The organism is Amycolatopsis xylanica (assembly GCF_900107045.1).
Classification (GTDB): domain Bacteria; phylum Actinomycetota; class Actinomycetes; order Mycobacteriales; family Pseudonocardiaceae; genus Amycolatopsis; species Amycolatopsis xylanica.
Genome location: NZ_FNON01000004.1, coordinates 138,673 through 162,113, shown reverse-complemented (window position 1 = coordinate 162,113; position 23,441 = coordinate 138,673). Strand labels below are relative to the sequence as shown.

Annotated in this window: 27 protein-coding genes; 7 read left to right on the top strand and 20 right to left on the bottom strand. The window is 67.7% G+C overall.

What is annotated here, in order from left to right:
• Window positions 1-152: 152 nt before the first annotated feature.
• Entirely contained in the window at window positions 153-743 is a 591-nt protein-coding gene (locus tag BLV57_RS19685; protein ID WP_176968713.1) for a class F sortase, read from the bottom strand.
• Between the two features lie 214 nt (window positions 744-957).
• On the opposite strand from BLV57_RS19685, the gene BLV57_RS19680 reads away from it, so the two are divergent.
• The 3 genes from BLV57_RS19680 to BLV57_RS19675 are packed head-to-tail and all read left to right on the top strand — an operon-like array spanning window position 958 to window position 3,042.
• Complete coding sequence (locus tag BLV57_RS19680; protein WP_091290764.1) at window positions 958-1,899, top strand: Ppx/GppA phosphatase family protein; 942 nt, start codon at window positions 958-960, stop codon at window positions 1,897-1,899.
• Window positions 1,900-1,909: 10 nt separating this feature from the next.
• Window positions 1,910-2,083, top strand: a complete 174-nt coding sequence (locus BLV57_RS43330) for a hypothetical protein (RefSeq protein ID WP_176968712.1) — start codon at window positions 1,910-1,912, stop codon at window positions 2,081-2,083.
• 47 nt (window positions 2,084-2,130) lie between these two features.
• Window positions 2,131-3,042: an IS5 family transposase gene (locus BLV57_RS19675; RefSeq protein WP_342741207.1), complete on the top strand. Its 912-nt coding sequence runs from the start codon at window positions 2,131-2,133 to the stop codon at window positions 3,040-3,042.
• A gap of 209 nt (window positions 3,043-3,251) precedes the next feature.
• Here BLV57_RS19675 and BLV57_RS19670 read toward each other — a convergent pair whose 3' ends face one another.
• Window positions 3,252-5,591 carry a glycoside hydrolase family 65 protein gene (locus BLV57_RS19670; RefSeq protein WP_091290762.1) on the bottom strand — a complete coding sequence of 780 codons (2,340 nt, stop codon included), beginning with the start codon at window positions 5,589-5,591 and terminating at the stop codon, window positions 3,252-3,254.
• Window positions 5,588-6,316 (bottom strand): HAD family hydrolase, encoded by a 729-nt coding sequence (locus BLV57_RS19665; protein ID WP_091290758.1) that lies wholly within the window; start codon window positions 6,314-6,316, stop codon window positions 5,588-5,590. The genes BLV57_RS19670 and BLV57_RS19665 overlap by 4 nt, the downstream gene beginning before the upstream one ends.
• Between BLV57_RS19665 and hypF the strand changes: the two genes are divergently transcribed.
• Both hypF and BLV57_RS19655 read left to right on the top strand, forming a co-directional pair.
• Window positions 6,315-8,567 (top strand): carbamoyltransferase HypF, encoded by a 2,253-nt coding sequence (hypF, locus tag BLV57_RS19660; RefSeq protein ID WP_091290754.1) that lies wholly within the window; start codon window positions 6,315-6,317, stop codon window positions 8,565-8,567. The two genes, BLV57_RS19665 and hypF, sit on opposite strands and share 2 nt — an antisense overlap.
• A 346-nt stretch (window positions 8,568-8,913) precedes the next feature.
• On the top strand, window positions 8,914-9,438 hold the full coding sequence (locus tag BLV57_RS19655) for a GNAT family N-acetyltransferase (protein WP_091290752.1): 525 nt from the start codon (window positions 8,914-8,916) through the stop codon (window positions 9,436-9,438).
• A gap of 13 nt (window positions 9,439-9,451) precedes the next feature.
• On the opposite strand, the gene hypB is transcribed toward BLV57_RS19655, so the two are convergent.
• From hypB to BLV57_RS19570, 17 genes are all read right to left on the bottom strand, one after another.
• Entirely contained in the window at window positions 9,452-10,153 is a 702-nt protein-coding gene (gene hypB / locus BLV57_RS19650; protein ID WP_091290749.1) for a hydrogenase nickel incorporation protein HypB, read from the bottom strand.
• Window positions 10,153-10,482 carry a hydrogenase maturation nickel metallochaperone HypA gene (hypA, locus tag BLV57_RS19645; protein ID WP_091290747.1) on the bottom strand — a complete coding sequence of 110 codons (330 nt, stop codon included), beginning with the start codon at window positions 10,480-10,482 and terminating at the stop codon, window positions 10,153-10,155. Before hypA ends, hypB begins: the two co-directional genes overlap by 1 nt.
• A complete protein-coding gene (hypE, locus tag BLV57_RS19640; RefSeq protein ID WP_091290744.1) occupies window positions 10,482-11,564 on the bottom strand; it encodes a hydrogenase expression/formation protein HypE in 1,083 nt (360 codons plus the stop codon). The genes hypA and hypE overlap by 1 nt, the downstream gene beginning before the upstream one ends.
• Window positions 11,561-12,688 carry a hydrogenase formation protein HypD gene (hypD, locus tag BLV57_RS19635; protein WP_091290742.1) on the bottom strand — a complete coding sequence of 376 codons (1,128 nt, stop codon included), beginning with the start codon at window positions 12,686-12,688 and terminating at the stop codon, window positions 11,561-11,563. Before hypD ends, hypE begins: the two co-directional genes overlap by 4 nt.
• Before the next feature lie 8 nt (window positions 12,689-12,696).
• Complete coding sequence (locus BLV57_RS19630; protein ID WP_091290740.1) at window positions 12,697-12,969, bottom strand: HypC/HybG/HupF family hydrogenase formation chaperone; 273 nt, start codon at window positions 12,967-12,969, stop codon at window positions 12,697-12,699.
• A 2-nt stretch (window positions 12,970-12,971) separates the two neighbouring features.
• Window positions 12,972-13,466, bottom strand: a complete 495-nt coding sequence (locus BLV57_RS19625; protein WP_091290739.1) for a hydrogenase maturation protease — start codon at window positions 13,464-13,466, stop codon at window positions 12,972-12,974.
• Window positions 13,463-14,770 (bottom strand): hypothetical protein, encoded by a 1,308-nt coding sequence (locus tag BLV57_RS19620; RefSeq protein ID WP_091290737.1) that lies wholly within the window; start codon window positions 14,768-14,770, stop codon window positions 13,463-13,465. Before BLV57_RS19620 ends, BLV57_RS19625 begins: the two co-directional genes overlap by 4 nt.
• The gene (locus tag BLV57_RS19615) at window positions 14,767-15,399 is read right to left on the bottom strand and encodes a DUF6084 family protein (protein ID WP_091290735.1); all 633 of its coding nucleotides are present in this window, start codon (window positions 15,397-15,399) and stop codon (window positions 14,767-14,769) included. The genes BLV57_RS19620 and BLV57_RS19615 overlap by 4 nt, the downstream gene beginning before the upstream one ends.
• The gene (locus BLV57_RS19610; RefSeq protein WP_091290732.1) at window positions 15,392-16,009 is read right to left on the bottom strand and encodes a DUF5947 family protein; all 618 of its coding nucleotides are present in this window, start codon (window positions 16,007-16,009) and stop codon (window positions 15,392-15,394) included. The genes BLV57_RS19615 and BLV57_RS19610 overlap by 8 nt, the downstream gene beginning before the upstream one ends.
• Window positions 16,006-16,524, bottom strand: coding sequence for a NifU family protein (locus tag BLV57_RS19605; protein WP_091290731.1), 519 nt, complete (start codon window positions 16,522-16,524; stop codon window positions 16,006-16,008). Before BLV57_RS19605 ends, BLV57_RS19610 begins: the two co-directional genes overlap by 4 nt.
• A gap of 3 nt (window positions 16,525-16,527) precedes the next feature.
• A complete protein-coding gene (locus tag BLV57_RS19600; RefSeq protein ID WP_091290728.1) occupies window positions 16,528-18,294 on the bottom strand; it encodes a nickel-dependent hydrogenase large subunit in 1,767 nt (588 codons plus the stop codon).
• Between the two features lie 11 nt (window positions 18,295-18,305).
• Window positions 18,306-19,373, bottom strand: a complete 1,068-nt coding sequence (locus BLV57_RS19595; RefSeq protein WP_091291885.1) for an NADH-quinone oxidoreductase subunit B family protein — start codon at window positions 19,371-19,373, stop codon at window positions 18,306-18,308.
• 5 nt (window positions 19,374-19,378) lie between these two features.
• Window positions 19,379-20,059 carry a D-sedoheptulose-7-phosphate isomerase gene (locus tag BLV57_RS19590; RefSeq protein WP_091290726.1) on the bottom strand — a complete coding sequence of 227 codons (681 nt, stop codon included), beginning with the start codon at window positions 20,057-20,059 and terminating at the stop codon, window positions 19,379-19,381.
• Between the two features lie 12 nt (window positions 20,060-20,071).
• Window positions 20,072-20,278 (bottom strand): HypC/HybG/HupF family hydrogenase formation chaperone, encoded by a 207-nt coding sequence (locus BLV57_RS19585; RefSeq protein ID WP_091290724.1) that lies wholly within the window; start codon window positions 20,276-20,278, stop codon window positions 20,072-20,074.
• Window positions 20,278-20,829: a D-sedoheptulose-7-phosphate isomerase gene (locus tag BLV57_RS19580; RefSeq protein ID WP_281244419.1), complete on the bottom strand. Its 552-nt coding sequence runs from the start codon at window positions 20,827-20,829 to the stop codon at window positions 20,278-20,280. Before BLV57_RS19580 ends, BLV57_RS19585 begins: the two co-directional genes overlap by 1 nt.
• 221 nt (window positions 20,830-21,050) lie before the next feature.
• On the bottom strand, window positions 21,051-21,395 hold the full coding sequence (locus tag BLV57_RS19575; RefSeq protein WP_091290722.1) for an ArsR/SmtB family transcription factor: 345 nt from the start codon (window positions 21,393-21,395) through the stop codon (window positions 21,051-21,053).
• Window positions 21,392-21,952, bottom strand: coding sequence for a TetR/AcrR family transcriptional regulator (locus BLV57_RS19570; protein ID WP_245757410.1), 561 nt, complete (start codon window positions 21,950-21,952; stop codon window positions 21,392-21,394). The genes BLV57_RS19575 and BLV57_RS19570 overlap by 4 nt, the downstream gene beginning before the upstream one ends.
• A 75-nt stretch (window positions 21,953-22,027) precedes the next feature.
• On the opposite strand from BLV57_RS19570, the gene BLV57_RS19565 reads away from it, so the two are divergent.
• Window positions 22,028-22,516 (top strand): PaaI family thioesterase, encoded by a 489-nt coding sequence (locus BLV57_RS19565; RefSeq protein WP_091290718.1) that lies wholly within the window; start codon window positions 22,028-22,030, stop codon window positions 22,514-22,516.
• Window positions 22,513-23,319, top strand: a complete 807-nt coding sequence (locus BLV57_RS19560) for an SCO6745 family protein (protein ID WP_218134842.1) — start codon at window positions 22,513-22,515, stop codon at window positions 23,317-23,319. Before BLV57_RS19565 ends, BLV57_RS19560 begins: the two co-directional genes overlap by 4 nt.
• The last annotated feature ends 122 nt before the right edge of the window (window positions 23,320-23,441 follow it).

The following is a 23,441-nucleotide window of genomic DNA, read 5'->3' as shown; positions in this document are numbered from 1 at the left end:
GGGTTGCCGGAGTTTGTGCTGGAGGTGACAAGGGTGGCCCTTGTTACCTCCAGCGTGACAAGGGCCACCCTTGTTTCGCCAGCGCACCAGGCAGCGCCGCGGATTCCGCCGTAGGTGACCAAATACGGGTCGGCCAGAACCGGCCGCAACACTCACGAGCTCGTGTGGGTCAGCTTCGCGCTGACCACGACCAGCGGCGAGTAGTCGCCGTGCAGGTCGAAGTCGTCGGGGGAGGTCGTCAGCCGCAGTTCCGCGCTTTCGGTCTCCTTCGGCGGCTCGAACGGGCCCGGGTTGTCCACCCGGTACGCGGTGAACACGGCGCGCCTGCCGTCTTCGCGGCGGACCGTGATCGTGTCACCCGCTTTGAGCTCTTTCAGCCGCTTGAACGGCCCCACCTCGTACCCGAAGCCGGAGTGCCCGGTGACGACGGCGGTACCCGGCTCGCCGGGCGTCGGGGACGAGGCCGTCCAGCCCAGTGAACCGATCGTCGCGGGTACTTCCTGCTTGCCGCCCGGTGTGACGCGCAGCGCGAACACGGCCTGGTCGAGCACCCCGATCGCCGGAATGTCGATCGCCAGCGGCCGCGATTCGGCCAGCACGAGCTCGCCGCCCGCCCCTGCCGGCCTGCCCGTGGGCGAAGTCACCAGGTCAATGCAGGCGAGCACGCCGCCGAGCGCGACCGTCACGGCCGCGGCGGTGGCGAACAGGCTGCCGAGACCGCATTTCCTTCTGGATTCAGACACTCGCACCCGCTTCACCCGCATGTCGTACACCGGCCAAATCGTCACGGGACAGGCGTTCCGTTACCGTATTCCCTGGTGCGACCACGAGCCTCACCCGTTCGGGTTACCGGATCGTGACCTGAGACGGCTATTTGTGGGTACCCGTTGAGAGGGTTGTTCATGACTCTCCGTGGTTCGCTGCTACCGGGGGTTACAGGCTAGGAAGAGGTGCTCGATGCGGCCTGCTGACGTGGTGGGTGTGCTGGACGTCGGATCGTTCAGCGCGCGGCTTGTGGTGCTCCCGAGGGGCGGGTCACCCCTCGAACCGGTGCTCACCCACCAGACCCGGCTGCGCCTCGACCGCGACCTCGACGCCGCGGGCAGACTCAGACCCAGGGGCATCGCGGCCATCTCGGCCGCCGTCCGCGCCGCGGCCAAGGTCGCGGAGAAGAACGGCGTCCCCGAGGTCTACTCGTTCGCCACCTCGTCCATCCGCGACGCCGTCAACGCCGAAGAAGTGGTGGCACTGGTGGCCAAGGAGACCGGCGTCCACCTCCGTTTCCTGTCCGGCAGAAGGGAAGCCGAGCTCACCTACGTCGCCGCCCGCCGCTGGTACGGCGCCTGCTCGGGCCCGCTGCTCGTCTTGGACATCGGCGGCGGAACCGTCGAACTCGCGGCGGGACAAGGAGAACAGGCCTCCTTCGCCCGTTCACTCCCGCTCGGCGCCCGCTCGATGACCCGCGACTGGCTCCCGCACGAGATCGCCACCCCGAAACGCATCGCCGCGCTCCGCGAGCACGCACTGACCGAGGTCCGCGCGGCCCTCGACGACGTGTCGTTGAAGGAGTACCGAGCGGTCGGCTGCTCGAAGGTGCTGAACCAGCTCGCCCGCCTCGCCGGCGCCCGCCCCGGCCGCGGCCAGGAGCTTGCCGTCGACGACCTCCGCAAGTGGATCCCGCGCCTCGCGGTGCTCCCGCCCGCCCGCCGCGCGGAACTTCCCGGCATCACCAGGCAGCGCGCGCACCAGGCGCTGGCGGGCGCGATCATCGCCGAGGTTCTGCTGACGGTTTCGGCGGGCCGGATTTCCGTATGCCCTTGGTCCACCCGTGAAGGCTTGTTATTGGGCATGCTGGACGGGGTACGTCCGGAACGGCTCGGAAAGCTCCAAGCTGCCTAAGGTGGTAGTCATGCGCGAACACGAAACCCGCAAGCAGGACGAGGACGAAGAGCTGCCCCCGCTGCGGACGCCGCCGCTGAACACCGAGGTCCCCTCGGTGCCGAACCGCGACGTGGGCACCGGCGGCACCAAAGAGGTGGACGACCCGCCCAACACCGACGACGGAATCCTGCCCCCGTCCTAAGAGCCTGTCTGTGATCCCGGCCGTGGGTATGGGTCGGGCCTCTGCTAGTGATCTTGACACCACATCACGATCATTCCCAGCAGAGGCCCGGTCTCCCTTTGTACTCGATCATCGATCGGCCCACGTCAGTGGGCCGCCGTAGGCGTCGTTACCCGTCGGACACCACGGACGCGGAGTGGGCATTGCTGGCGCCGTTGCTGCCCAGGCCCGCGTGTGAGACCGCCGCGGGCGGTCGTCCGGAGAAACATCACCGGCGCGCGATCGTCGACGCGTTGCGGTATGTCACCGACAACGGCATCAAATGGCGAGCCCTGCCATCGGATTTCCCGCCGTGGCAGACCGTGCACGGATTCTTCACCCGCTGGTCCAGAACCGGGGTGTTCGAGAAGATCCGCGACCAGCTACGGGGTGAGATCCGGCTGCGCGCGAAAAGGAACCCGGCACCCTCGGCGGCGGTGATCGACTCCCAATCGGTCAAGGCCGCCGAGACCGTCGGCCGGCCGTGGCGGGGTTATGACGGTGGGAAGAAGATCGATGGCCGCAAACGCCACATCGCCACCGACACCCAAGGACTACTGCTGGTCGTGCTGGTCACCGCCGCGAACCTGCAAGACCGCGCCGCCGCCCGCCTGCTGCTACCCGCCCTGCACGCCGTCCAACGCGGTGTGAGGTGGATCTGGGCCGACGGCGGCTACACCAGCGCCGACCTCGTCGACTGGGCGCAGAAAACCCTGCGGATCACCCTCGACATCGTCAAGAAAATCGCCGGACAGAAAACCTTCGTCATCCTGCCCCGACGCTGGGTCGTCGAACGCACCTTCTCCTGGATCACCCAAGCCCGCCGCAACGTCCGAGACTACGAACGCCTCACCGACCACTCCGCAGCCTTCATCAACCTCTCCATGATCACTATGATGACCAGGCGCCTGACCCGCGAAAAGCGGACCAAGACCACCTAGACAGGTTCAAAGACTGGCTCTAAGAACGCCCGGCGGGTGCCTAGGGGCCGATTGAACGTTGTGAACGGGGCGTTCACAACGCTGAGCGACGCATACGCCCCGCTCATTACGTCCACCCTCCCCGCTGACGGCGCCCCGGCCTTCGCGAAACCCGAGTTTGGGCCACTGGATGGCCAAAACTCGGGTTTCGCGTGCTCGCGCGTCGACATCTAACGACGGAGGGGAGCCCGTCCGAACGGCTGCAGCGGCGGGTCGCCCGGCTTGATCTTCGGGATCGGCAGGCTGACCGGCTCCGCCTCGAGCAGGAACTTCTCGCCGTGGTGGGTGAGTTCGAGCGGCTCGCCGTCCACCAGCCGGTAGGTCGCGTGCCCGTCGCGGATCTCGACGGAGAACCGGGTGTCGCGGAAGCAGACCCGGAAAGCGATCCTGGCGAGTTGGGCGGGCAGGCGGGGTGCGAACGTCAGGTTGCCGCCGTGGTCGCGCAGCCCGCCGAATCCCGCCACGACGCCCAGCCAGGCTCCGGCCAGTGAAGCCATGTGCAGGCCGTTGCGCACGTTGTTGTGCACGTCGTGCAGGTCGGTCAGCGCCGCCTCGGCGAGGTAGTGGAACGCCAGTGAGAGATGGCCGGTTTCCGCGGCGAGCACGGCCTGCGTGCCCGCGGACAGTGAGGAGTCCCGCACCGTCCTCGCCTCGTAGTACGCGAAGTCGCGTGCCTTCTCGTCCGGGGTGAACGAATCGCCGCACATGTGCAGCGCGAGCACGAGGTCGGCCTGCTTGACGACCTGCTTGCGGTACAGGTCGAAGTACGGATAGTTGAGCAGCAGCGGGTAGTGCTCGGGCGGGGTGCCTGCGAAATCCCAGTCCGCGTGCCGGGTGAAGCCCTCGGACTGGGGGTGGACGCCGAGTGCCTCGTCATAGGGGATGACCATCTCGTCGGCGGCGGCACGCCAGGTGCCGATCTCCTCGCCGTCGACCGCGAAATGCGCGGCGACCTCGGGATGGCGCTCGCAGGCCGCCGCCGCGGCGCGCAGGTTCCGTTGTGCCATCAGGTTGGTGTAGACGTTGTTGTCGGCGACCGCGGAGTACTCGTCGGGGCCGGTCACGCCGTCGATGCGGAAGCCGCCGTGCCGGTCGTGGTGGCCGAGCGAGAGCCACAGCCGCGCGGTCTCGAGCAGGATCTCGGTGGCGTACTGGCGGTCGAAGTCCTCGTCGCCGGTCGCGTTGAGGTAGCGGATGACCGCGTCCGCGATGTCGGCGCTGACGTGGAAGGCCGCCGTGCCCGCAGGCCAGTACGCCGAGCATTCGGCGCCGTCGATGGTGCGCCAGGGGAAAGCGGCGCCCCTGAGGCCGAGCTGGGCGGCCCGCTCGCGTGCTTTGTCCAATGTGGAGTGACGCCAGCGGAGCGCGTCGCGGACGGCGTCCGGCATCGTGTACGTCAGCACCGGGAGCACGAAGGATTCGGTGTCCCAGAAGGCATGCCCGTCGTAGCCCGGTCCGGTGAGGCCCTTGCCGGGAATCGCCCGGCTTTCCCCGCGGGCCCCGGCCTGCAGCAGATGGAACAACGCGAAGCGCACGGCTTGCTGGAGTTGCTGGTCGCCGTCGATCTGGATGTCCGCGGTGGCCCAGAAATCGTCGAGGAACTGCTTCTGCTCGGCGAGCAGGCCCTTCCAGCCGGTCTGGCGGGCGCCGGCCAGCGCGGCTTCGACCTGCGCGCGGACCGCGGGGATGGAGCGCGTTCCCGACCAGCCGTACGCGATGAACTTGGTGATCGTGAACTTCTCGCCCTGGGGCACGTCGGCGGCGACCGTGAGCCTGGCCAGGTCTTCCTCGGCCTCGATCCTGACCCGCAGCCCGTCGCCGACGTCGAGCTTGTGGTCCATCGCCGCGGCCATCCGCAGCCCGGAGACGCGGGTCCGGTGGACGAGCACGGCGTGATAATCCTTGGCGGAGGCCAATTCCGCGACGAGTGGCGACTCCAGCGCGGCCGCGACGCGCGGGTCCTTCGTGTCGGACTCGATCGGCTCGTTGGCCAGCAGGTCCGATTGGGCGACGAGCTGGAGGTCGTCGTCGAGCGGCTCCACCTCGTACTTGATCGCCGCCACCGCGCGCTGGGTGAACGAGACGAGCCGCTGCGTGCGGACGCGGACGCGCCTGCCGGTGGGGGAGGCCCACACGGTCGAGCGGGTGAGCGTGCCGGTGCGGAAGTCGAGCACGCGGTCGTGCTCGACGGCCTCGCCATAACGCATGTCTAGCGGCTCGTCCTCGACCAGCAGCCGGATGATCTTGCCGTCGGTCACGTTGACCACGGTCTGGCCAGCCTCGGGGTAGCCGTAGCCGCCCTCGGCGTAAGGCAGCGCGTGCTCCTCGTAGAAGCCGTTGAGGTAGGTGCCCGGCAGTCCGCGCGGCTCGGCCTCTTCGAGCGTGCCGCGCAGGCCGATGTGGCCATTGGACAGCGCGAAGGTGGATTCCGTGCGCTGCAACGCGTCGACGTCGAGTCCGCGCCAGCGCAGTTCCCACGGCGAGATCTCGTAGCCGTGTTCCTCGGTCACGCTTCCTCCAGCAGCTCGGCCAGGTCGTCGACCACCACGTCGGCGCCGTGTTCCTTCAGTTCCTTCGCCTGGTTCGCCCGGTTCACCCCGATGACGTACCCGAACCCGCCCGCGCGGCCTGCTTCGACACCGGCGAGCGCGTCCTCGAACACTGCGGCCTGCCGCGCTTCGACGCCCAGCGCCTTCGCGCCGGCGAGGAAGGAATCGGGCGCGGGCTTGCCCCGGAGGTTCTGCTCGCGCAGCGTGATGCCGTCGATCCTGGCCTGGACGAACGGCGTCAGCCCGGCGGCGTCGAGCACCTTCGCGCCGTTGGCGGACGAGGTGACCACGCCGATCTTGAGGCCGGTGTCGCGAGCCGCTTCGAGGTAACGCCGCGATCCCTCGTAGGGGGCGACGCCGCGTTCGTCGATGATGCGGAGCACGAGCTCGTTCTTGCGGTTGCCGAGGCCGTTGACGGTCATGGCGTCCGGCCCGTCGTCCGGGCCGCCCTCGGGCAGTTCGATCTTCCGCGACGCGAGGAAGGAACGGACGCCGTCGGCGCGCGGTTTGCCGTCCACGTAGGCGGCGTAGTCGTGGTCGGTGAACGGCTCGTCCGGTATGCCGTGTTTCACCAGGAACTCGTCGAAGGTCTGCTTCCACGCTTCCTTGTGCAAGGCGGCCGTACCGGTCAGCACCCCGTCGAGGTCGAACAGCAGTGCGGAAACGGTGTCGGGAAGTCCTAGCATGCTTCGACGCTACCGGCTCGCGGCGACTTACACTGATCACGTGAGTCCGGTCCGGCTTGCGATCCGGGTCTCCGGCGTGGTGCAAGGGGTCGGCTACCGGCCGTTCGTGCACGCACTGGCCACCCGGCTCGGCCTCGCCGGGCACGTCGGCAACGACGCGTCCGGCGTCTTCATCGAGGTCGAAGGAGTGGACGAGGCCGTCGACGTCTTCGTGGCAGGCCTGCGCTCGGAGGCACCGCCGCTCGCGGTCGTGGAATCGGTGCGGTCGGCCTCGCTCGCCGTCGAAGGCGAGCCGGGCTTCCGGATCGTGCCGAGCCCGGCGGGGGGTACGGCCGACACGCTCATCTCGGCCGACAGCACCACCTGCGCCGACTGCCTCCGCGAGCTGTGGGACCCGGCAGACCGCCGTTATCGCTACCCGTTCATCAACTGCACCCACTGTGGCCCGCGGTTCACGATCGTCCGAGGTGTGCCGTACGACCGTCCGCTGACGACGATGGCGGGCTTCGCATTGTGCGCGGAGTGCGCGGCGGAGTATGCCGACCCGGCGGACCGCCGGTTCCACGCCCAGCCGGTCTGCTGCCCCGCGTGCGGGCCTCGCCTGTTCCTGGACGGTGTCGCGGACCCGCTGGCGTCCACAGTGGAGTTTCTGGCCGCCGGAAAAATCGTCGCCATCAAGGGTCTCGGCGGCTATCACCTGGCGGTCGACGCCGGCAGTGACGACGCCGCGGCCCTGCTGCGCTCGCGCAAGCACCGCGAAGACAAACCGTTCGCCATCATGGTCCCCGATCTCGCCGCGGCCAGGACGTTGTGCACTGTGGACGACGTGGCGGCCTCGATGCTGACCAGCCGCCGTCGCCCGATCGTGTTACTTCCCCGCCTGCCCGACGCCGCCGTCGCGCCCGCCGTGTCGCCGGGCAACCGCCGTCTCGGCCTGATGCTGCCGTACACCCCGCTGCATCACCTGCTGCTCGCGGATCTCGGCCGCCCCATCGTGCTGACCAGCGCCAACATCTCGGACGAGCCGATCGTCTACCGCGACGACGAGGTGACCCGGCTGTCCGGGATCGCGGACGCGATCCTCAGCCATGACCGACCGATCCACATGCGCACCGACGACTCGGTGGTCCGCCCGTTCCGCGGTCGCGAGCAGGTGCAACGCCGTTCGCGTGGCTACGTCCCGGAGCCGCTCGGCGTGCCGTTCACCGGGCAGGTGCTGGCCTGCGGCGCCGAGCTGAAGAACACGTTCTGCCTGGCCAAGGGCGGGCACGCGTTCCTGTCCCATCACATCGGGGACCTGGAGAACTACGAGACCCTGCGGTCCTTTGTGGACGGTATCGAACACTTCCGCCGCCTCTTCGACATCCACCCCGGAGTCGTCGCGCACGATCTTCACCCCGAGTATCTGTCGACCAAGTACGCGCTCGAACTCCCGGACGTCGAGCAGGTGAGCGTGCAGCATCATCACGCGCACATCGCGTCGTGCCTGGCCGACAACGGTGCCGAAGGTCCAGTGCTCGGCGTCGCCTTCGACGGCACCGGCTACGGTCCCGACGGCACCATCTGGGGCGGCGAGTTCCTGCTCGCCGACTACTTCGGCTTCTCACGCCTGGGTCACCTGGAGCCGGTGCCGATGCCCGGCGGCGCGGCCGCGATCCGCTCGCCGTGGCGGATGGCGTTGGCGTACCTGGGTTCCGACGCACCCTCGTCGTTGGTGTCGCGGCACGTGACGTGGTCCGCGGTGTCGTCGATGGCTCACGCGGGCGTCAACTCGCCGCTGACTTCCAGCGCTGGGCGGTTGTTCGACGCGGTCGCTTCGGTCGTGGGGCTGCGGGACGTGATCAACTACGAGGGTCAGGCCGCGATCGAGCTGGAGCAGATCGCGGATCTCGCTGAACCTGGCGCCTATCCGGTGCGGGTGGTGGACGGGGATCCGGTCCGGGTGTTCGGGGTTGACCTGGTCCGGGCTGCCGCCGCGGACTCCGCGCGCGCCGGTGTGGTGTCGGCGCGGTTCCATCGGGGGCTGGCGGATGCGGTGGTTCGGGCGTGCTCGCTGCTGCGGGAACGTACTTCGGTGGGCGTGGTCGCTTTGTCGGGTGGGGTTTTCCAGAACTGCCTGTTCTCGGATCTTGTGGTGACGGGCTTGGAGGCTTCGGGCTTCACAGTGCTGACCCACTCGAGGGTGCCGACGAACGATGGCGGTGTCTCGCTGGGCCAGGCCGTGATCGCCGGCGTCTCGCTGAGGTCGTGAGTGCTTTGGCCGGTTAGAACCGGCCGTACCACTCACGACCCCAAGCCAGATCGTGCAGCGAGGGTGCCCCCGAGTGCTTACTACGCACCCGGGGCGCCCCTCACTTCAAGCCAGGCACCATGCCGAACCAGGGCACCCCGCGGTCGTGCGCGTTGCGGGCGGTTAGAACCGCCCGCAACGCGCACGACCCACCTCACGCAGGCCCCTCGCGCGAGCCCGGGTTGGTGAGGGAGGCCCTCACCAACCCGAACCGGGTGAGGGCGGCCATCGCCCGCGGACAACCTTGGTCGTGAGTGTTTTGGCCGGTTAGAACCGGCGGGAACACTCACGACCCCTGGGCTAGGGTTTGCGGGTGATTGAGACCGTGCACACCGCCGACCTCGCGCCGGACGTCGTCGAGAGGATCAGGGCCCTGCTGTACGAGGTCTTCGACGACATGACCGAGGACGACTGGGAGCACGCGCTCGGCGGACTGCACGCCCTCGCCTGGGACGGTGACGATCTCATCGGGCACGCGTCCGTGGTGCAGCGCCGGATCCTGCATCAGGGCAAGGCGCTCCGGGCGGGCTATGTGGAGGCCGTCGCCGTAAAAGAAGGCAAGCGCAGGCAGGGCGTGGCCGGGGCGTTGATGGCCGAGCTGGAACGCGTCATCAAGAGCGCGTACGACCTCGGCGCGCTGGGCGCCTCCGACGAGGGAGCGGCCTTCTACGCCCAGCGAGGATGGAAACCGTGGCAGGGGAAGACGTTCGCGTTGACGCCCACCGGAGTCGTCGCGACGCCTGAGGAAGATGACTGTGTCTTCGTGTTGCACGACGACATGGATCTCGAGGGCGAGATCACGGCGGACTGGCGAGATGGAGACGTCTGGTAGGGCGTATAACGTCCTATGCAGCGGCGGAACGGAGCCACGTGTACCAATCCTCGACGCCTTCGCCGGTGGTCGCCGACAACTGAAGCACGGAGACGCCGGGGTTGACCTTGCGAGCGTCGCGGAGGAAGTCGTCGACTGAGAAGTCCACATAGGGCAGTAGGTCGATCTTGTTCAGGATGATCAGGTCGCTGCCCGCGAACATGTGCGGGTACTTCAACGGTTTGTCCGGGCCTTCGGTGACCGACATGATCACCGCGCGGTGGGCTTCGCCGAGGTCGAACAGCGCCGGGCAGACCAGGTTGCCGACGTTCTCGATGAACAGCAGCGAACCGGCGACCGGGCTCAGCGTGGCCAACGCCCGAGAGAGCATGTCCGAGTCGAGGTGGCAGCCCGCGCCGGTGTTGATCTGGATGACCGGGGCGCCCGTCGCTTTGATGCGTTCCGCGTCCAGCAAGGTTTCCTGGTCACCCTCGATGACCGAAATGGGCAGCGCCGACTCCTGGATCGTGCGGGTGAGGAGCGTTGTCTTGCCCGCGCCGGGGGAACTCATGACGTTGATCGCCAGGATGTCGCGGGCGGTGAGCCAGGCCCTGTTGCGGTCGGCGCCCGCGTCGTTCTTGGCTAGGAGGTCCTGCTCCAACACCACGGTGTGGCCGTGACCGTGGACGTGCTCGATACGGACGTCGGCGTCGGAACAGCCACAGGTCGCACACATCACGCCACCTCCACAGACTTGATGCGCAGCTCGCGCCCCGCGAGGACTCGCACGTTGGCGCTGCCGCAGGGGCAGAGCAGGATCAGGTCGTCCACCGTGAACTCCGCCGCGCAGTCGCGGCAGGCGGCGATGCCGGGGGGTTCGGCGATGACCAGTGAGGCGCCCGCGAGCGTGGTTCCGGCGCAGATCACGTCGAAACAGAAGCGGACCGAGTCCGGGACCACGCCGGACAGTTTGCCGATCTCCAGGCGGACGCAGGTGATGGCCGCGTCGCCGAGTTTCTCGGCGATCGCGTCGACGACGCTCTGGGTGATCGACATTTCGTGCATCAGCAGATCCGGGGGAGCGGGTCGCCGACCAGGAGATCGACGATGCGGGTGCCGCCGAACGTGGTGTTCAGCAGCACCAGGCCCGGCGGGTCCTCGGCGACGCGGCCGATGATCGCGGCCTCGGCGCCCAGTGGGTGCGCGCGGAGGGTGTCCAAGGCCAAGGAAGCCTGGGCGCCGTCGACGACGACCACGATCCGGCCTTCGCAGGCGACGTAGAGCGGGTCGATGCCCAGCAGCTCGGAGGCGCCGCGGACCTCCGTGCGCACCGGGATGGTCTTCTCGTCGACGATCACCGCGACGTCGGCGGCCTTGGCGATCTCGTTGAGGATCGTGGCGACGCCGCCGCGGGTGGCGTCGCGCATGCCGCGGACGCCGGGGACGGCCGACAACAGCGACGAAACCAGGGAATGCACGGGCGCCGTGTCGGACACCAGGTCGGCGTCGATGTCCAGCTCACCCCTGGCGAGCATGATGGTGATGCCGTGCTCGCCGATCGGGCCGGACACCAGGATCGCGTCACCCGGCCGGGCCGTCGAGACGCCGAGGTCGCGGCGGAGGAGACTGCCGACGCCCGCCGTGTTGATGTAGCAGCCGTCCGCCTTGCCGCGCTGGACGACCTTGGTGTCACCGGTGACGATCGAGACGCCGGCGGCCGCCGCGGCCTCCTTCATCGAGTTCACGATCGTCAGGAGGTCTTCGATGGGGAAGCCTTCTTCGAGGATGAAGCCCGCCGTCAGATACAACGGGTGGGCGCCGGAGACGGCCAAGTCGTTGACGGTGCCGTTGACCGCCAGGTCGCCGATGTTGCCGCCGGGGAAGAAAATCGGGGACACCACGTAGGAATCCGTGGTCAACGCGAGCGCGGCACCGTCCACAGTGAACGAAGCGGCGTCGTCGAGTGGTTCTAGCAAAGGATTGCGGAACGCCTCGAGGAACACGGCCTCGATCAACGTCTGGGTCGCCTTGCCGCCGGAGCCGTGCGAAAGCGTGATCCGCTCTTCGCGGACCTTGGCGCGGCGACGGCGTGCCTTGTCGATGCGATCGAGCACCTGCTGCTCACGATCCGTGGGAACGGCTGTCATGCCTGGCTCGCCTCCCGCACACGCTGGCGGCTGAACCGCCCGAAGTTGTAATAAGCCGCGCAAGCGCCTTCCGGTGACACCATGCAGGTCCCGATCGGTGTCTCCGGGGTGCACGCGGTGCCGAACACCTTGCACTCCCAAGGCTTAAGAACGCCTTTAAGCACCTCTCCGCACTGACAAGCCTTCGGATCCGCGACGCGCAGGCCAGGGATCGCGTAGGTGCGTTCGGCGTCGAAAGCGGCGTACTTGTCGCGCATGGCCATCGCCGAATGCGAGATGAACCCGAGCCCGCGCCACTCGAAGTACGGCCGCAGCTCCATGACCTCGTTGATCGCGCGCAGCGCGACGAGGTTGCCGTCCCACGGCACGACCCGCGAGTACTGGTTCTCCACCTCGGACCGGCCTTCGGCCAGCTGCACCATCAGCAGGTAGATCGACTGCAGGATGTCCAGCGGCTCGAAACCGGCCACCACCACGGGTTTCCCGTAGTCGCGGGCGATGAACTCGTACGGGCGGCAGCCGATCACCGTCGACACGTGCCCGGGACCGATGAACCCGTCGAGCCGCAGGTCCGGCGAGTCCAAAATGGCCTTGATCGCCGGAATGATCGTCACGTGGTTGGCGAACACCGAGAAGTTCGTGATGCCCTCGGCCGCCGCGCGCAGCACGGTCATGGCCGTGGACGGCGTGGTCGTCTCGAAGCCGATCGCCATGAACACCACGCTCAGATCCGGGTTCTGGCGGGCGATCTTCAGCGAGTCCAGCGGCGAGTAGACCATCCGGATGTTGGTACCTTCGGCGTTGGAGTCGAAGAAGTTCCCGCCGGAACCCGGCACGCGCATCATGTCGCCGAACGAGGTCATCAGCACGCCGGGCCGCCGCGCGATGTGGATCGCGTCGTCGACGCGGCCCATCGGGATCACGCACACCGGGCAGCCGGGGCCGTGCACGAGCGTGATGGTCTCCGGAAGGTAGTCCTCCAGCCCGTGCTTGTAGATCGTGTGCGTGTGGCCGCCGCAGACCTCCATGAACTTGTACTGCCGCCCCGGCTCGCACAGCGACGTGATCTTCGCGGACAGCGCGCGTGCCTTGTCCGCGTCGCGGAACTCATCGACGTATCGCATGATCTTCCTTACTCGATGCGGGATTCGGCCAGCGCGGCCAGCTCGTCTTCGTACGCCTTGCCGATGCTTTCCAGGAACTCCAGCGCGGCCGACGCCTCGGCCTCGTCGATCTTGGACAGCGCGAAACCGACGTGGATGAGGATCCAGTCGCCGGGCACGGGCGGGTCGTCTTCCAGCAGCCCGATGTTGATCGTCCGCTTGACCCCGCTCACCGAGACCTTGGCCAGATCAGGCCGCTCAGAGCTGATCTCGATGATCTCACCGGGAATTCCCAGGCACATGGCTAGCTCCTGCTCGCCGAAAGTAGATGAGGGCTGGTGCCCCAGGCCAGTTCGACGACGACCCGGACGGCTTCCGGCACGGCGGCCTCGACCGCCGCGCTCAGGCCGATCCCGCCGTCGGTGCTGGCCGGCTCACAGCCGACCACCAGCACCCGCCCGGCGTCGCCGCCGAGCATCCTGAGCAGCCGGAACACCGCGTCCGGCTGCATGCCGTGCGCGTCGGGCTGCATGCTCGACTGAGACAGCTCCTCGACGTCGGCCTCGAGCAGGTAGATCGTTCCCGGCGCCTCGCCGCGGGGTGCCGCGTCGATCAGGATCGTGGTGTCGTAACCGCCGAGCAGGTCGTAGGCGAGGTGCATGCCGCTGATCCCGTAGTCGGCGATCTGGACCCAATCCGGCAGTTTGACGTGCTCCAGCTCCTTGATCACCTCGACGCCGAAGCCGTCGTCGCCGAGGAAGATGTTGCCGATGCCCGCCACCAGGACCCGTGGCTTCATTGCCGCGCCTCCAATATCGGTTCGATCTCGTCGGGGGAGAAGTAGCGGAAGCGGCCGTGCGTGGTCTGCAGGTCGGCGGCGGGGTCGTCGTCGACGGTCACCGCGATGTGCGTTTCACCGTCCACATCGGACAGCACGGCGCGCACGGTCGCGATCCGGCCGGTGAGGAACATGTCCTGCGCGTCCGACCGCTTCAGGCCGGGGTTGAGCCGAACCTTGGCGCCTGCCGCGACCGCGATCCCGGCGACGGTCACGGAGTCGGTTTCGGGGGAGACCGACTCGTCGGCGCCGGGGTCCCACCACGGGACTTCGGCGGGTTCGCCGGTGACCGAGCGCAGGTAGCGCACGGTGCCGTGCAACCGGTCCAGCAGCTCTTGCGGCATGGAGTCGACGCGGTCGACGATCTCGCGCGCACGCGGGTCGGTGGCCCGAGCCTGGCGTTTCTCCTCGTCGGTCATCGCCATGGTGCGCAGCGTCAGGATCTCGTCGATCTCGGTGCCGTCGAACAGCTCGCCTTGGCTCTCCGCGGCGATCGTCGGGTTGTCGTAGAGGATGATCGGGGATGCCAGCACGGCTTGGCTGCGGTGCTCGTCGCCGATCAGGATCGGCCAGATCCGCTCGTTGACGCAGGCCGCGACGGCGGGTTTCGCCCATTCCGGCGGGTCGAGCATCGAGAGGAAATGCCCGGCGTCGACGGAACAGACCAGGTGCGCGGCCAGCAGCGCGTGGTGCAAGGCCTGTTCGCGGGTTGGATCGGGTGGCGCCCAGGTACTGGTGTTCGCCAGGTCCAACGTCAGGCGGGTGCCGCCGAACGGCCCGTCGAGCGAGTCGAGGCGTGCGGTCAGCAGGCCGGAAAGCTCTTGGGTGCGCCGCACGAAACAGCCTTCGGCCGACTCGGCGGCCGGTACGGTGAACGGCAGTTCGACGCGCTGGGCGAGCAGCTCGGCCGCGGGGACGACCAAGTCGATCTCCTGCTCGACGGCCTCGTCCCACGCGGTGTGTTCGACGCCGTCGACGGTCAGCGAGTCGACAAATCGCTGTCCATTATGGACGAGTCGAGCCTGCGCGCGCAGGAAACGGATCTTGAGGTGGAGCATCGCGTGCGAGCCGGGCTCCAGCAGGCATTCGGTGTGCGCGGTCGAGTACTCGCCGATGTCGTCGGACGCGAAGGACGGCGGCATCAGCACACCCCACTGCCACCGCATCCGGTTCTTGGCTGCCGAAGCGCGGTACGGGTACAGCAGGTAACCCTCGTACAGGACCGCGTCGCCGATGGCCTTCGCCTGTTCCAGCACCGTGCTCATGACTTCACCGCCGCCAGCAGTCTCGCCATCGCCTCGTCCCAGGTCGGGATCGCGTGCGCCGCCTTGAACTTCAGCAGCGCGTCGAGCGTCTCCTTGTGCAGCTTGATCCACGTGGCCTGCGGGAAGTGCAGCGCGATCAGCTGATCCCACACCTCGATCGGCATCCGGCACTCGGCCTCCACGTGCCACGGCACCGGCTCGACCCAGAAACCCTTGTCGCCCTTGCCGAAAATGGTCCCGCTGAACAGCAGGACCATCGGCACGACCCCGTTCTCGAGCGCGTGGAAGTACTTGCCGGCAGCGACTTCCAGGTCATAGCTCACCGGCACTTCGACGTCGACCTCGATGGAACCGGTGAAGCTCTTCACCATCACCGCGACGCTGCTGAACTGGAACGGCCGCAGCGTGTCACCCCACCGCGACGGATCGCCGAACAGATGCGTCAGCAGCTCCGCCTCTTCGGGGCCGTAGCGGCGGCGTTGCGGCTCGATGCGGATCTGCACGCGTAACGCCATCGCGTGGATCGACTGGCCGCTGACCTCGGCGATCCGCAGCTTGAACGTCAGCGTCGGTGCGGCGCTGTACCGCATCGGCTGGACGTCCACGACGTCGAAACTCAGCTCAGCCACCGCTCACGACCTCGCTGCGCTCACGCAGATCGGCGAAGAAGCCGTCGATGGCCGCCCATGCCTCGCTGCCGCCGTCGAAGCCACGCCAATGCAGCTTGACCAGGCCGACCAGCTCGTAGCAGACATCGATGGGGACCAAGAAGCATTCGAACGTGTTGTCCAGCTTGTTAAGCAGCAGAGCCTCCACATCCGGCGAGACGGTCGCGAACTCGGTGTTGGCCGCCAGAAGCTCTTCCCAAGCACCCAGCGGCAGCAACGACTCGGTCGCACCGGCGGGACTCGGGTAGAACGCGACCGTCTTGTCCAGCACCGAGTTCCGGAACAGGAAAGCCATCCGCACGGGGATGCCGATGGACTCCCAGACTCCTGCGGCTTGCGTGAAATCCGGGGCGTGCAGGAACCGTTGAGGGACCGCCCGATGCCGTTTGCCACCGGCGCCGGAGTGCGTGAACAGCAGGTAGCAACCCCGGCACGTGCACATGATCACCCGTGACTCCAGGTCGATCACGTGCCCGTGCTCCTCGGAGATCGGGTCGGTGCACATCTCGCACCGCTCGCCCGGCTTGGCACGCGGGGCGGGTTTGAGGAACCGGCGCAGCCCTTCGGTCATGCCGACTCCGCGGGAACGGGGCATTCGAGTGCTTGCAGCGGCAGCAGCGGGCGGCCACCCGCCTCTGCGGCGACGGCGCCGGAGACCTCGATATCCGTGATCTCCGGCGCCGCGTCGTGCACGGCCTTCTCGATCGCGTACTTCACGGTCACCGCCGACGAGGGGCATCCGTCGCAGGTTCCCTTGAGCCGCAGCCGCAGCACCCCGTCGCCGGTGATGCCGAGCAGGTCGACGTCACCGGCATGCGAGCCGAGATACGGCCGCACCTTCTCGAGTGCCGCGGTGACCCGCTCCACAGTGGACCGTGGATGCAGGTCGTGCAGGATGAGCAGGCCGTTCACGTGGTCGTCGGCGACGAGCCGCTCGAGCAGCGGTGCACCGCCGATTTCCACGATCCTGGCCAGGCCGGCGCCGTAGAACTCCATCAGGGTGTGGACCAGGTCCTCGGCCTTGTCCACGTCCTCCATCTCACCGAGCAGCTGTTCGATGCGCTCGCCGACCTGACCGGCGTCCATGGCCTAGACGCCCGTGTTGAACGCGTGCGGGGTGTGCAGTTTCTCCAGCACCTTCCCGTTCCCGGTGTACATGTGCACGCCGCAGGGCAGGCACGGGTCGAAGCTGCGGACCGCGCGCATGATGTCGATGCCCTTGAAGTTCTCCTGCGTGTTCTCCTCGAAGATCGGCGTGTTCTGCACGGCGTCCTCGTACGGGCCCGGCGTGCCGAAGGAGTCGCGGACGCTGCCGTTCCACGGTGTCGGCGGGTACGGATGGTAGTTCGCGATCTTCCCGCCCCTGATCACCATGTGGTGCGACAGCACGCCGCGGACGGCCTCAGTGAAGCCGCAGCTCACGGCCTCGTCGGGGACCTTGAACTGCTCCCACGTCTTCGTGTTGCCCGCGCGCAGCTCGGCGAGCGCCTTCTCCGCCGAGTGCAGTGCGATGCCCGCCGCGTACGCCTGGAAGTACGTCCGCGCCCGGTTGCGCTCGAGCGCGTTGCTCCACTTCGGGATCTTCCACTCGAAGGTCACCTCGGGCTTCAAGGCCGTGCGCGGCAGGTTGATCACCACGCTGTGCCCGGTCGCCTTGACGTAGTCGGTGTCGACGAGACCGGCCAGCGCGGTCGTCCACAGCCGGGCGATCGGGCCGCCGCCGGTGTCGAGCGCGAGGTGGTCCGTGCCGTCGAACCAGCGCGGCGACATCGTCCACGAGTACTTGTCGCCGAAGTCCCGCTTCTGCGGCCGCGGGATGGTGTGCTGGTTCCACGGGTGCCTGCCGTCGACCGGGTTGCCGAGCGGGTCGTGCGTGACGAACTTCTCCTGGCCTTCCCAGTCCTCGTAATAGGAACTGCCGAGCAGGATCCGGATGCCCAGGTTGATGTCGACCAGGCTGGTGGTGACCAGCTTGCCGTCGACCACCACGCCGGGGGTCACGAACATCTTGCGACCCCACATCTCCATGTTCTCGTAGGTGAAGTCGCAGTACTCGGGGTCGTTGAGACTGCCCCAGCAGCCGAGCAGGATCCGGCGCCTGCCGACCTCTTCGTAGCCTGGCAAGGCTTCGTAGAAGAAGTCGAACAAGTCGTCGTGCATCGGGAGGCAGCGCTTCATGAACTCCACGTACCGCATCAAGCGGCTCATGTAGTCCGTGAACAGCTGGATGGTCGCGATGGTGCCGACGCCGCCCGGGTACAAAGTGGACGGATGGACGTGGCGGCCTTCCATCAGGCAGAACATCTCGCGGGTCGAGCGGCTTACCTGCAGCGCCTCGCGGTAGAACTCGCCTTCCAGCGGGTTGAGCGAGCGCATGATGTCGCCGATGGTGCGGTAGCCGTGGTCGGAGGCGTGCGGCGCCTCGGTGCGGTTGGCCAGTTCCAGCACACCCGGGTTGGTCTCGGCGACCATCTTCTCGCAGTAGTCGACCCCGACCAGGTTCTCCTGGAAGATGTTGTGGTCGAACATGTATTCCGCGGACTCGCCGAGGTTGATGATCCACTCGCCCAGATGCGGCGGGCGGACCCCGTAGGCCATGTTCTGGTTGTAGACCGAGCACGTCGCGTGGTTGTCACCGCAGATACCGCAGATCCGGCTGGTGATGAAATGCGCGTCGCGCGGGTCCTTGCCCTTCATGAAAATGCTGTAGCCGCGGAAGACGGACGAGGTCGAGTGGCATTCGACGACCTTCTTCTGCGCCCAGTCGATCTTCGTGTAGATGCCCAGACTGCCGACGATGCGCGTGATCGGGTCCCACGACATCTCGACGAGGTCGTCCTTGGGCTTGGTAGCCATGTCAGTTCCCTTCAGCGCCAGGAAGAGCGGTAGCCGGTGTCGAGTGCTTTACCCTTGTGACGCCACTTGGGTTCCTTGTCCGCCTTGCGTTCGGTGATCTTGCGCAGCCGCCGGATCACCGAGCCGTACGCGCCGCTGGCCAGCGACGAGATGTGCGCGCCGGGCGGCTCGTCCATGAACGGCATGAACTTGTCGGGGAAGCCCGGCATCGTGCAGCCGATGCAGATCCCGCCGACGTTCGGGCAGCCGCCGACGCCGTTGATCCAGCCGCGCTTGGGCACGTTGCACTTCACGACCGGGCCCCAGCAGCCGAGCTTGACCAGGCACTTGGGTGAGTCGTAACTGTCGGCGAACTGGCCCTGCTCGTAGTAGCCCGCGCGGTCGCAGCCCTCGTGCACGGTGGCGCCGAAGAGCCACTGTGGACGGAGGTTGTCGTCGAGCGGGATCATCGGCGCCTGGCCGGATGCCTGATACAGCAGGTAGGTCAGCGTCTCGGAGAAGTTGTCGGGATGCGTGGGGCAGCCGGGGATGCAGACGATCGGGATGCCCGCCGCCGACTTCCAGTTCCAGCCGAGGTAGTCGGGCACGCCCATCGCGCCCGTCGGGTTGCCCTCCATGGCGTGGATGCCGCCGTAACAGGCGCACGTGCCCGCGGCGACCACCGCCAATGCCTTGGGTGTCAGGCGGTCGAGCCAGTCGGAGGTGGTCATCGGCTCGCCGGTGTCGAGGTTGTTGCCGAACCCGCACCAGTAGCCTTCCTTCTTGATGGCCTCGTTCGGGATCGAGCCCTCGATGACGAGCACGAACGGCTCGAGTTCTCCTCTGTCGGCTTTGTGGAACCATTCGATGAACGTGTCCGCGCCCTTGTCCGGCCCGCATTCGAAATCGATCAGCGGCCAGTGCACCTGGATCTTGGGCAGGCCGGGTAGCGCGCCGAGGACGATCTCTTCGATGCTGGGCTGGGTCGCGGCGGTCAAGGCCACCGAGTCACCGTCGCAGGACAGGCCCGCGTTGATCCAGAGGATATGGATCGGTTTCTCTTCCTCTTGGGCATGCTTGGGTTCTGAAGCTGTAGTCACGCTGATCACCCTTGGAGGTCGGCGAGCGCGCTGACGGTGAGCTCCCACAGCGCGTGGTAGAGAGTTGTCTGGGCTTCCTGAACGCGGTGCACCGAAGGAGAAGGCACGACGAACAGGTAGTCGATCGTGTCGAGTTCGGCCATCTTGCCGCCGTCGTAGCCGGAGATCCCGACGGTGACCATGCCGCGCCTGGCGGCTTCGTCGAAGGCGCGCAGCAGGTTCGCGGAGTTGCCGCTGGTGGACAAGCCGATCGCGATGTCACCGGCCCGGCCGAACGCGGCGAGCTGGCGGGCGAACACCACGTCGAACCCGATGTCGTTGGACAGCGCCGTCACCACCGCGATGTCGTTCGTCAGCCCGAACGCGGGCAACGGCCGTGCGTCGCCAGCGGGGCTGAGGAACAGGCTCGCGAGGTCCTGCGCGTCCGTCGAGCTGCCACCGTTGCCGAACGCGAGCAGGCGCCCGCCCGCGGCGAAAGCGCGCGCGAGTTCTCGCGCGCAGTCGTACAGGCGTTCACCGTCGTTGTCCAGCACGGTGCGGCGCAAGGCGATGATCTCGTGTGCCTTGTCCACTGTGGACTGGCGCACCTGCGCCAGCACGGCGTCGAGATCACCGGTTTCGGAATAGAGGAACGGGTAGAGCTCCTCGAGTCCGCTTGCGCCCACGGGAGTGTGTTCCCGTGTCATGGCGCTCAACTCCTAGGTTTCGAGACGCGCGATCGCTTCGCGGGCGTGCACGAGAACGCGGTCGCCGACCCCGGCCGAGACGAGGGCGACACTGACCTCTTCCCTGCCGGAGCCGGTTTCCACGATGGCCAGGTCATCGTCGAGTAGCTCGACCACCGTCACCTCGCAGGCGGTGTCCGAACAGGTGACGCAGACTCTGACGGCGTCATCGGCGTGCATCACGCCACCTCCGGCGACAGCACACCGGGTTGTTCGAAGAACACGTGCACCAGCTCCCACAAAACGTGGTACGTCGTCACGTGTACCTCCTTCACCACCCGTGGATCGGCCGAGCGCGCGACCAGGACGTGGTCCAGGCCCGCGTTCGCGATGAGGCCGCCGTCGCCGCCGGTCAGCGCGACGGTGAGCATGCCGAGCGCGCTCGCGGCCTCGAGGCCCGCGAGCACGTTTTCGCAGTTTCCATCGGTGGAGATGCCCAGAGCGATGTCGACCGGTTCGGCGAGGATGCGGATCTGGTGCGCGAAGACCTCCGCGAGGCCCGCGCGGTTGGCTATACCGGTCAGTGTCGCGATGTCGGCGGTGAGGGAGATCGCGGGCAGTGCCCGTTTCCCCACGATGACCGGGTGCACGAACTCGACGGCGACGTGCTGGGCGTCGGTGCTGGGACCGCCGTTGCCGAAAACGACCAGTTTCCCGCCGCGGTGGAAACGCAGTGCCATCGCGTGACAGGCGCGTGCCACCGGCTCGGCCTGGCCGGCCAAGTCGAGCACAGGTCCTTCTCGCCGGTCGAACAGCGCTTGAACAGCGCTCTGACCAGCAGAAGACCACGCCACGGCGGTCACTTCCTCAGTGGTGGGAGGCAGACACCTCAAGGTAGAACTGTTACCTGGATCACACAACAGCGTGCTTGGTGCTTTCAGCCCATTGCGGCGCGACTGTGACCCAGAGTCGCGATCTTTGCCGCCAAACGAGTCCGGCCTAAACCGATCGGTTACCCGGCCGGGTGGGGCCGGACCAGGTGGATGAGGTCGTGCACGGTGGCGTCGGCCAGCCGGTACCGGACCACACGGCCGGTGCGGTGCGCGGTGACGAGACCGTGCGCGCGCAGCAGGCGCAGTGCCTGGGAGACGGCCGAGTCGGTCATCCCGGCGGTCACCGCGAGATCCGAGACCGAGATCTCCTTGGCGTAGTGGATGCACACGAGCAGGGTGAGCCGGGACGGATCCGCGACAAGAGAGAAGCGTCGCGCCCATTCTTCGACGACACTGCGGTCGCCGAGGCCGTCGAGCGCCGCGTCGACCCGCTCCGGGTCGATCAGCCGCCGCTCGGTGTTCACCGCTGAATGATAGCGATGACGTGCTCGGCCGCCCGGTCCAGCGCGTCGGGGGAGCGGTGGATCCGGCTCAGCAGCAAGGCGCCTTCGAGGTTGTTCATGATGGCGATGGCGAGGTCGCCGGGATCGGGGTGGCCGCGCTCGCGAAGGTTTTTCACCACTAGCTCGTGCCAGGTGGCAAACGCTTGCCTGGCCGCTTCGGTCAGCTTCTCGGACGCGTGCGCCATCTCGAGGGTGATGGTGGCGAGCGGGCAGCCGCCGCGGTAGTCGTCGGCGGCGAGCGCCTGGGCCGCCTTGCCGAACCACCATCGGATCGCGTCCTCGGTGCGCTCGTGCTTCTCGAAAGCGCGCTCGACGGTCTTCGTGACGACCCGCGAGCCGAGCTCGATGGCCGCGACGCCGAGCTCCTCCTTGCCGCCGGGGAAGTGGTGATACGCCGAACCCCACGGCGTGCCCGCCGCTTCGATGAGCCGGCGCCAGGACGTGGCCGGGTAGCCCTCGCGGCGGAAGAGTTCCATCGCGGTGGTGACCATCCGGTCGCGGGTTGTGGAATCCGGCACGTCTCTCAGCTTACCCCTTGACTATGACGATCGTCCTAGCCGATCGTTAGGACGATCGTCATAGAGGGAGTCGACATGGCCGTACGTGAGAAGACCATCACCTGGGAAGACCCGCTGGCCGCCGCCGAGGCGGGCCGGGAGCTGTCCGGGCTGGAGTACATGACCGGCATCGTCGAGGGCCGGTTCCCGCAGCCGCCGATCGCCGCGCACTTCGGCATGACACTGAAGATCATCGGCCCCGGCGACGTCATCTTCGCCGCGACGCCGGACGAGTCGCTGTACAACCCGATCGGCATGGTCCACGGCGGCGTCGCGGCCACCATGCTCGACTCGGCCATCGGCTGCGCCGTCCACACGACACTGCCCGCGGGCGTCGGCTACACCTCGGTGGAGCTGAAGGTCAACTTCCTGCGCGCCATCCACGGCCACACCGGCGAGATCCGCGCGCACGGCTGGGTCGTCAAGCCCGGCTCCCGCATCGCCTTCGCCGAGGCGGACCTGCGCGACGCCGACGGCAAGCTACTCGCGACGGCGTCGAGCACCTGCCTCATCATGAAACCGTGAAGTCACTGTGGGTCTCCATGGAGACCATCCACGACGTCACCTACTTCGCCCCGGAGGCCCGCGCGGCGCACGAGGCGGTGGGGTTGCGCGGTTTCTGGCGCGGCTACGTGGCCATGCGCGCGGCCCCGCTGGGCGAGGCGCCCCTCGGCCTGGTGACCGCAGTGTTCTACAACTTCGCGCCGCGCTTCCTGGCACGGTCGTTGCCGGAGGTCTGGTCGCTCGCCTCGCCCTCGACGGCGCTGGAGGCCCGGCTTTCGGGCGCGCTGGCGGTTTTGGGCTCCTTCGAGGTGCCGGTGCTCGGGACGCTGCGTTCGCTCGTCTCGGCGGTTTCGTGGGCGGGACGGCCCTTGGGCGCCGCCAATGCTGCGCTGCCGTGGCCGTCGGATCCGGTGGGCGCTCTGTGGCACGCGTGCACGGTCCTGCGTGAGCACCGGGGCGACGGCCACAACGCCGTCCTGGCCGCCGAAGGCATCGACGGCGTCGAGGCTCACGTCCTGCGCGACGCCGCCGACGGCTGCCGGGGGATGGTCCAGCCCGCCCGCGGCTGGACGGACGCCGAGTGGGACGCGGCACTCGACCGTCTCACCGCCCGCGGTCTGCTCGCCTCAGGTTCCCTGACACCCGCGGGCATCGCACTGCGCTCCCACATCGAGGCCCGGACCGACACACTCGGCGCGGTCCCCTACGCCTCGATCCCCTTGGCAGACTTGGAAACCCTGGACTCGTTCCTCCGCCCCATCGCCCAGCGCCTGGTCCCCTCGGTGATCCCCCACCCCAACCCCGTCGGCGCCCCGGCGCCATGAGAAGCCCGAAAGTGGCTTTCGTCAGATGCGATCTGACGAAAGCGACTTTCGGGTATTAGACCTGCCAAAAGTGGCTTTCGGGGTATTCGAGGGCGGGATCCCCTCGCTCCAGCCTGACAAGG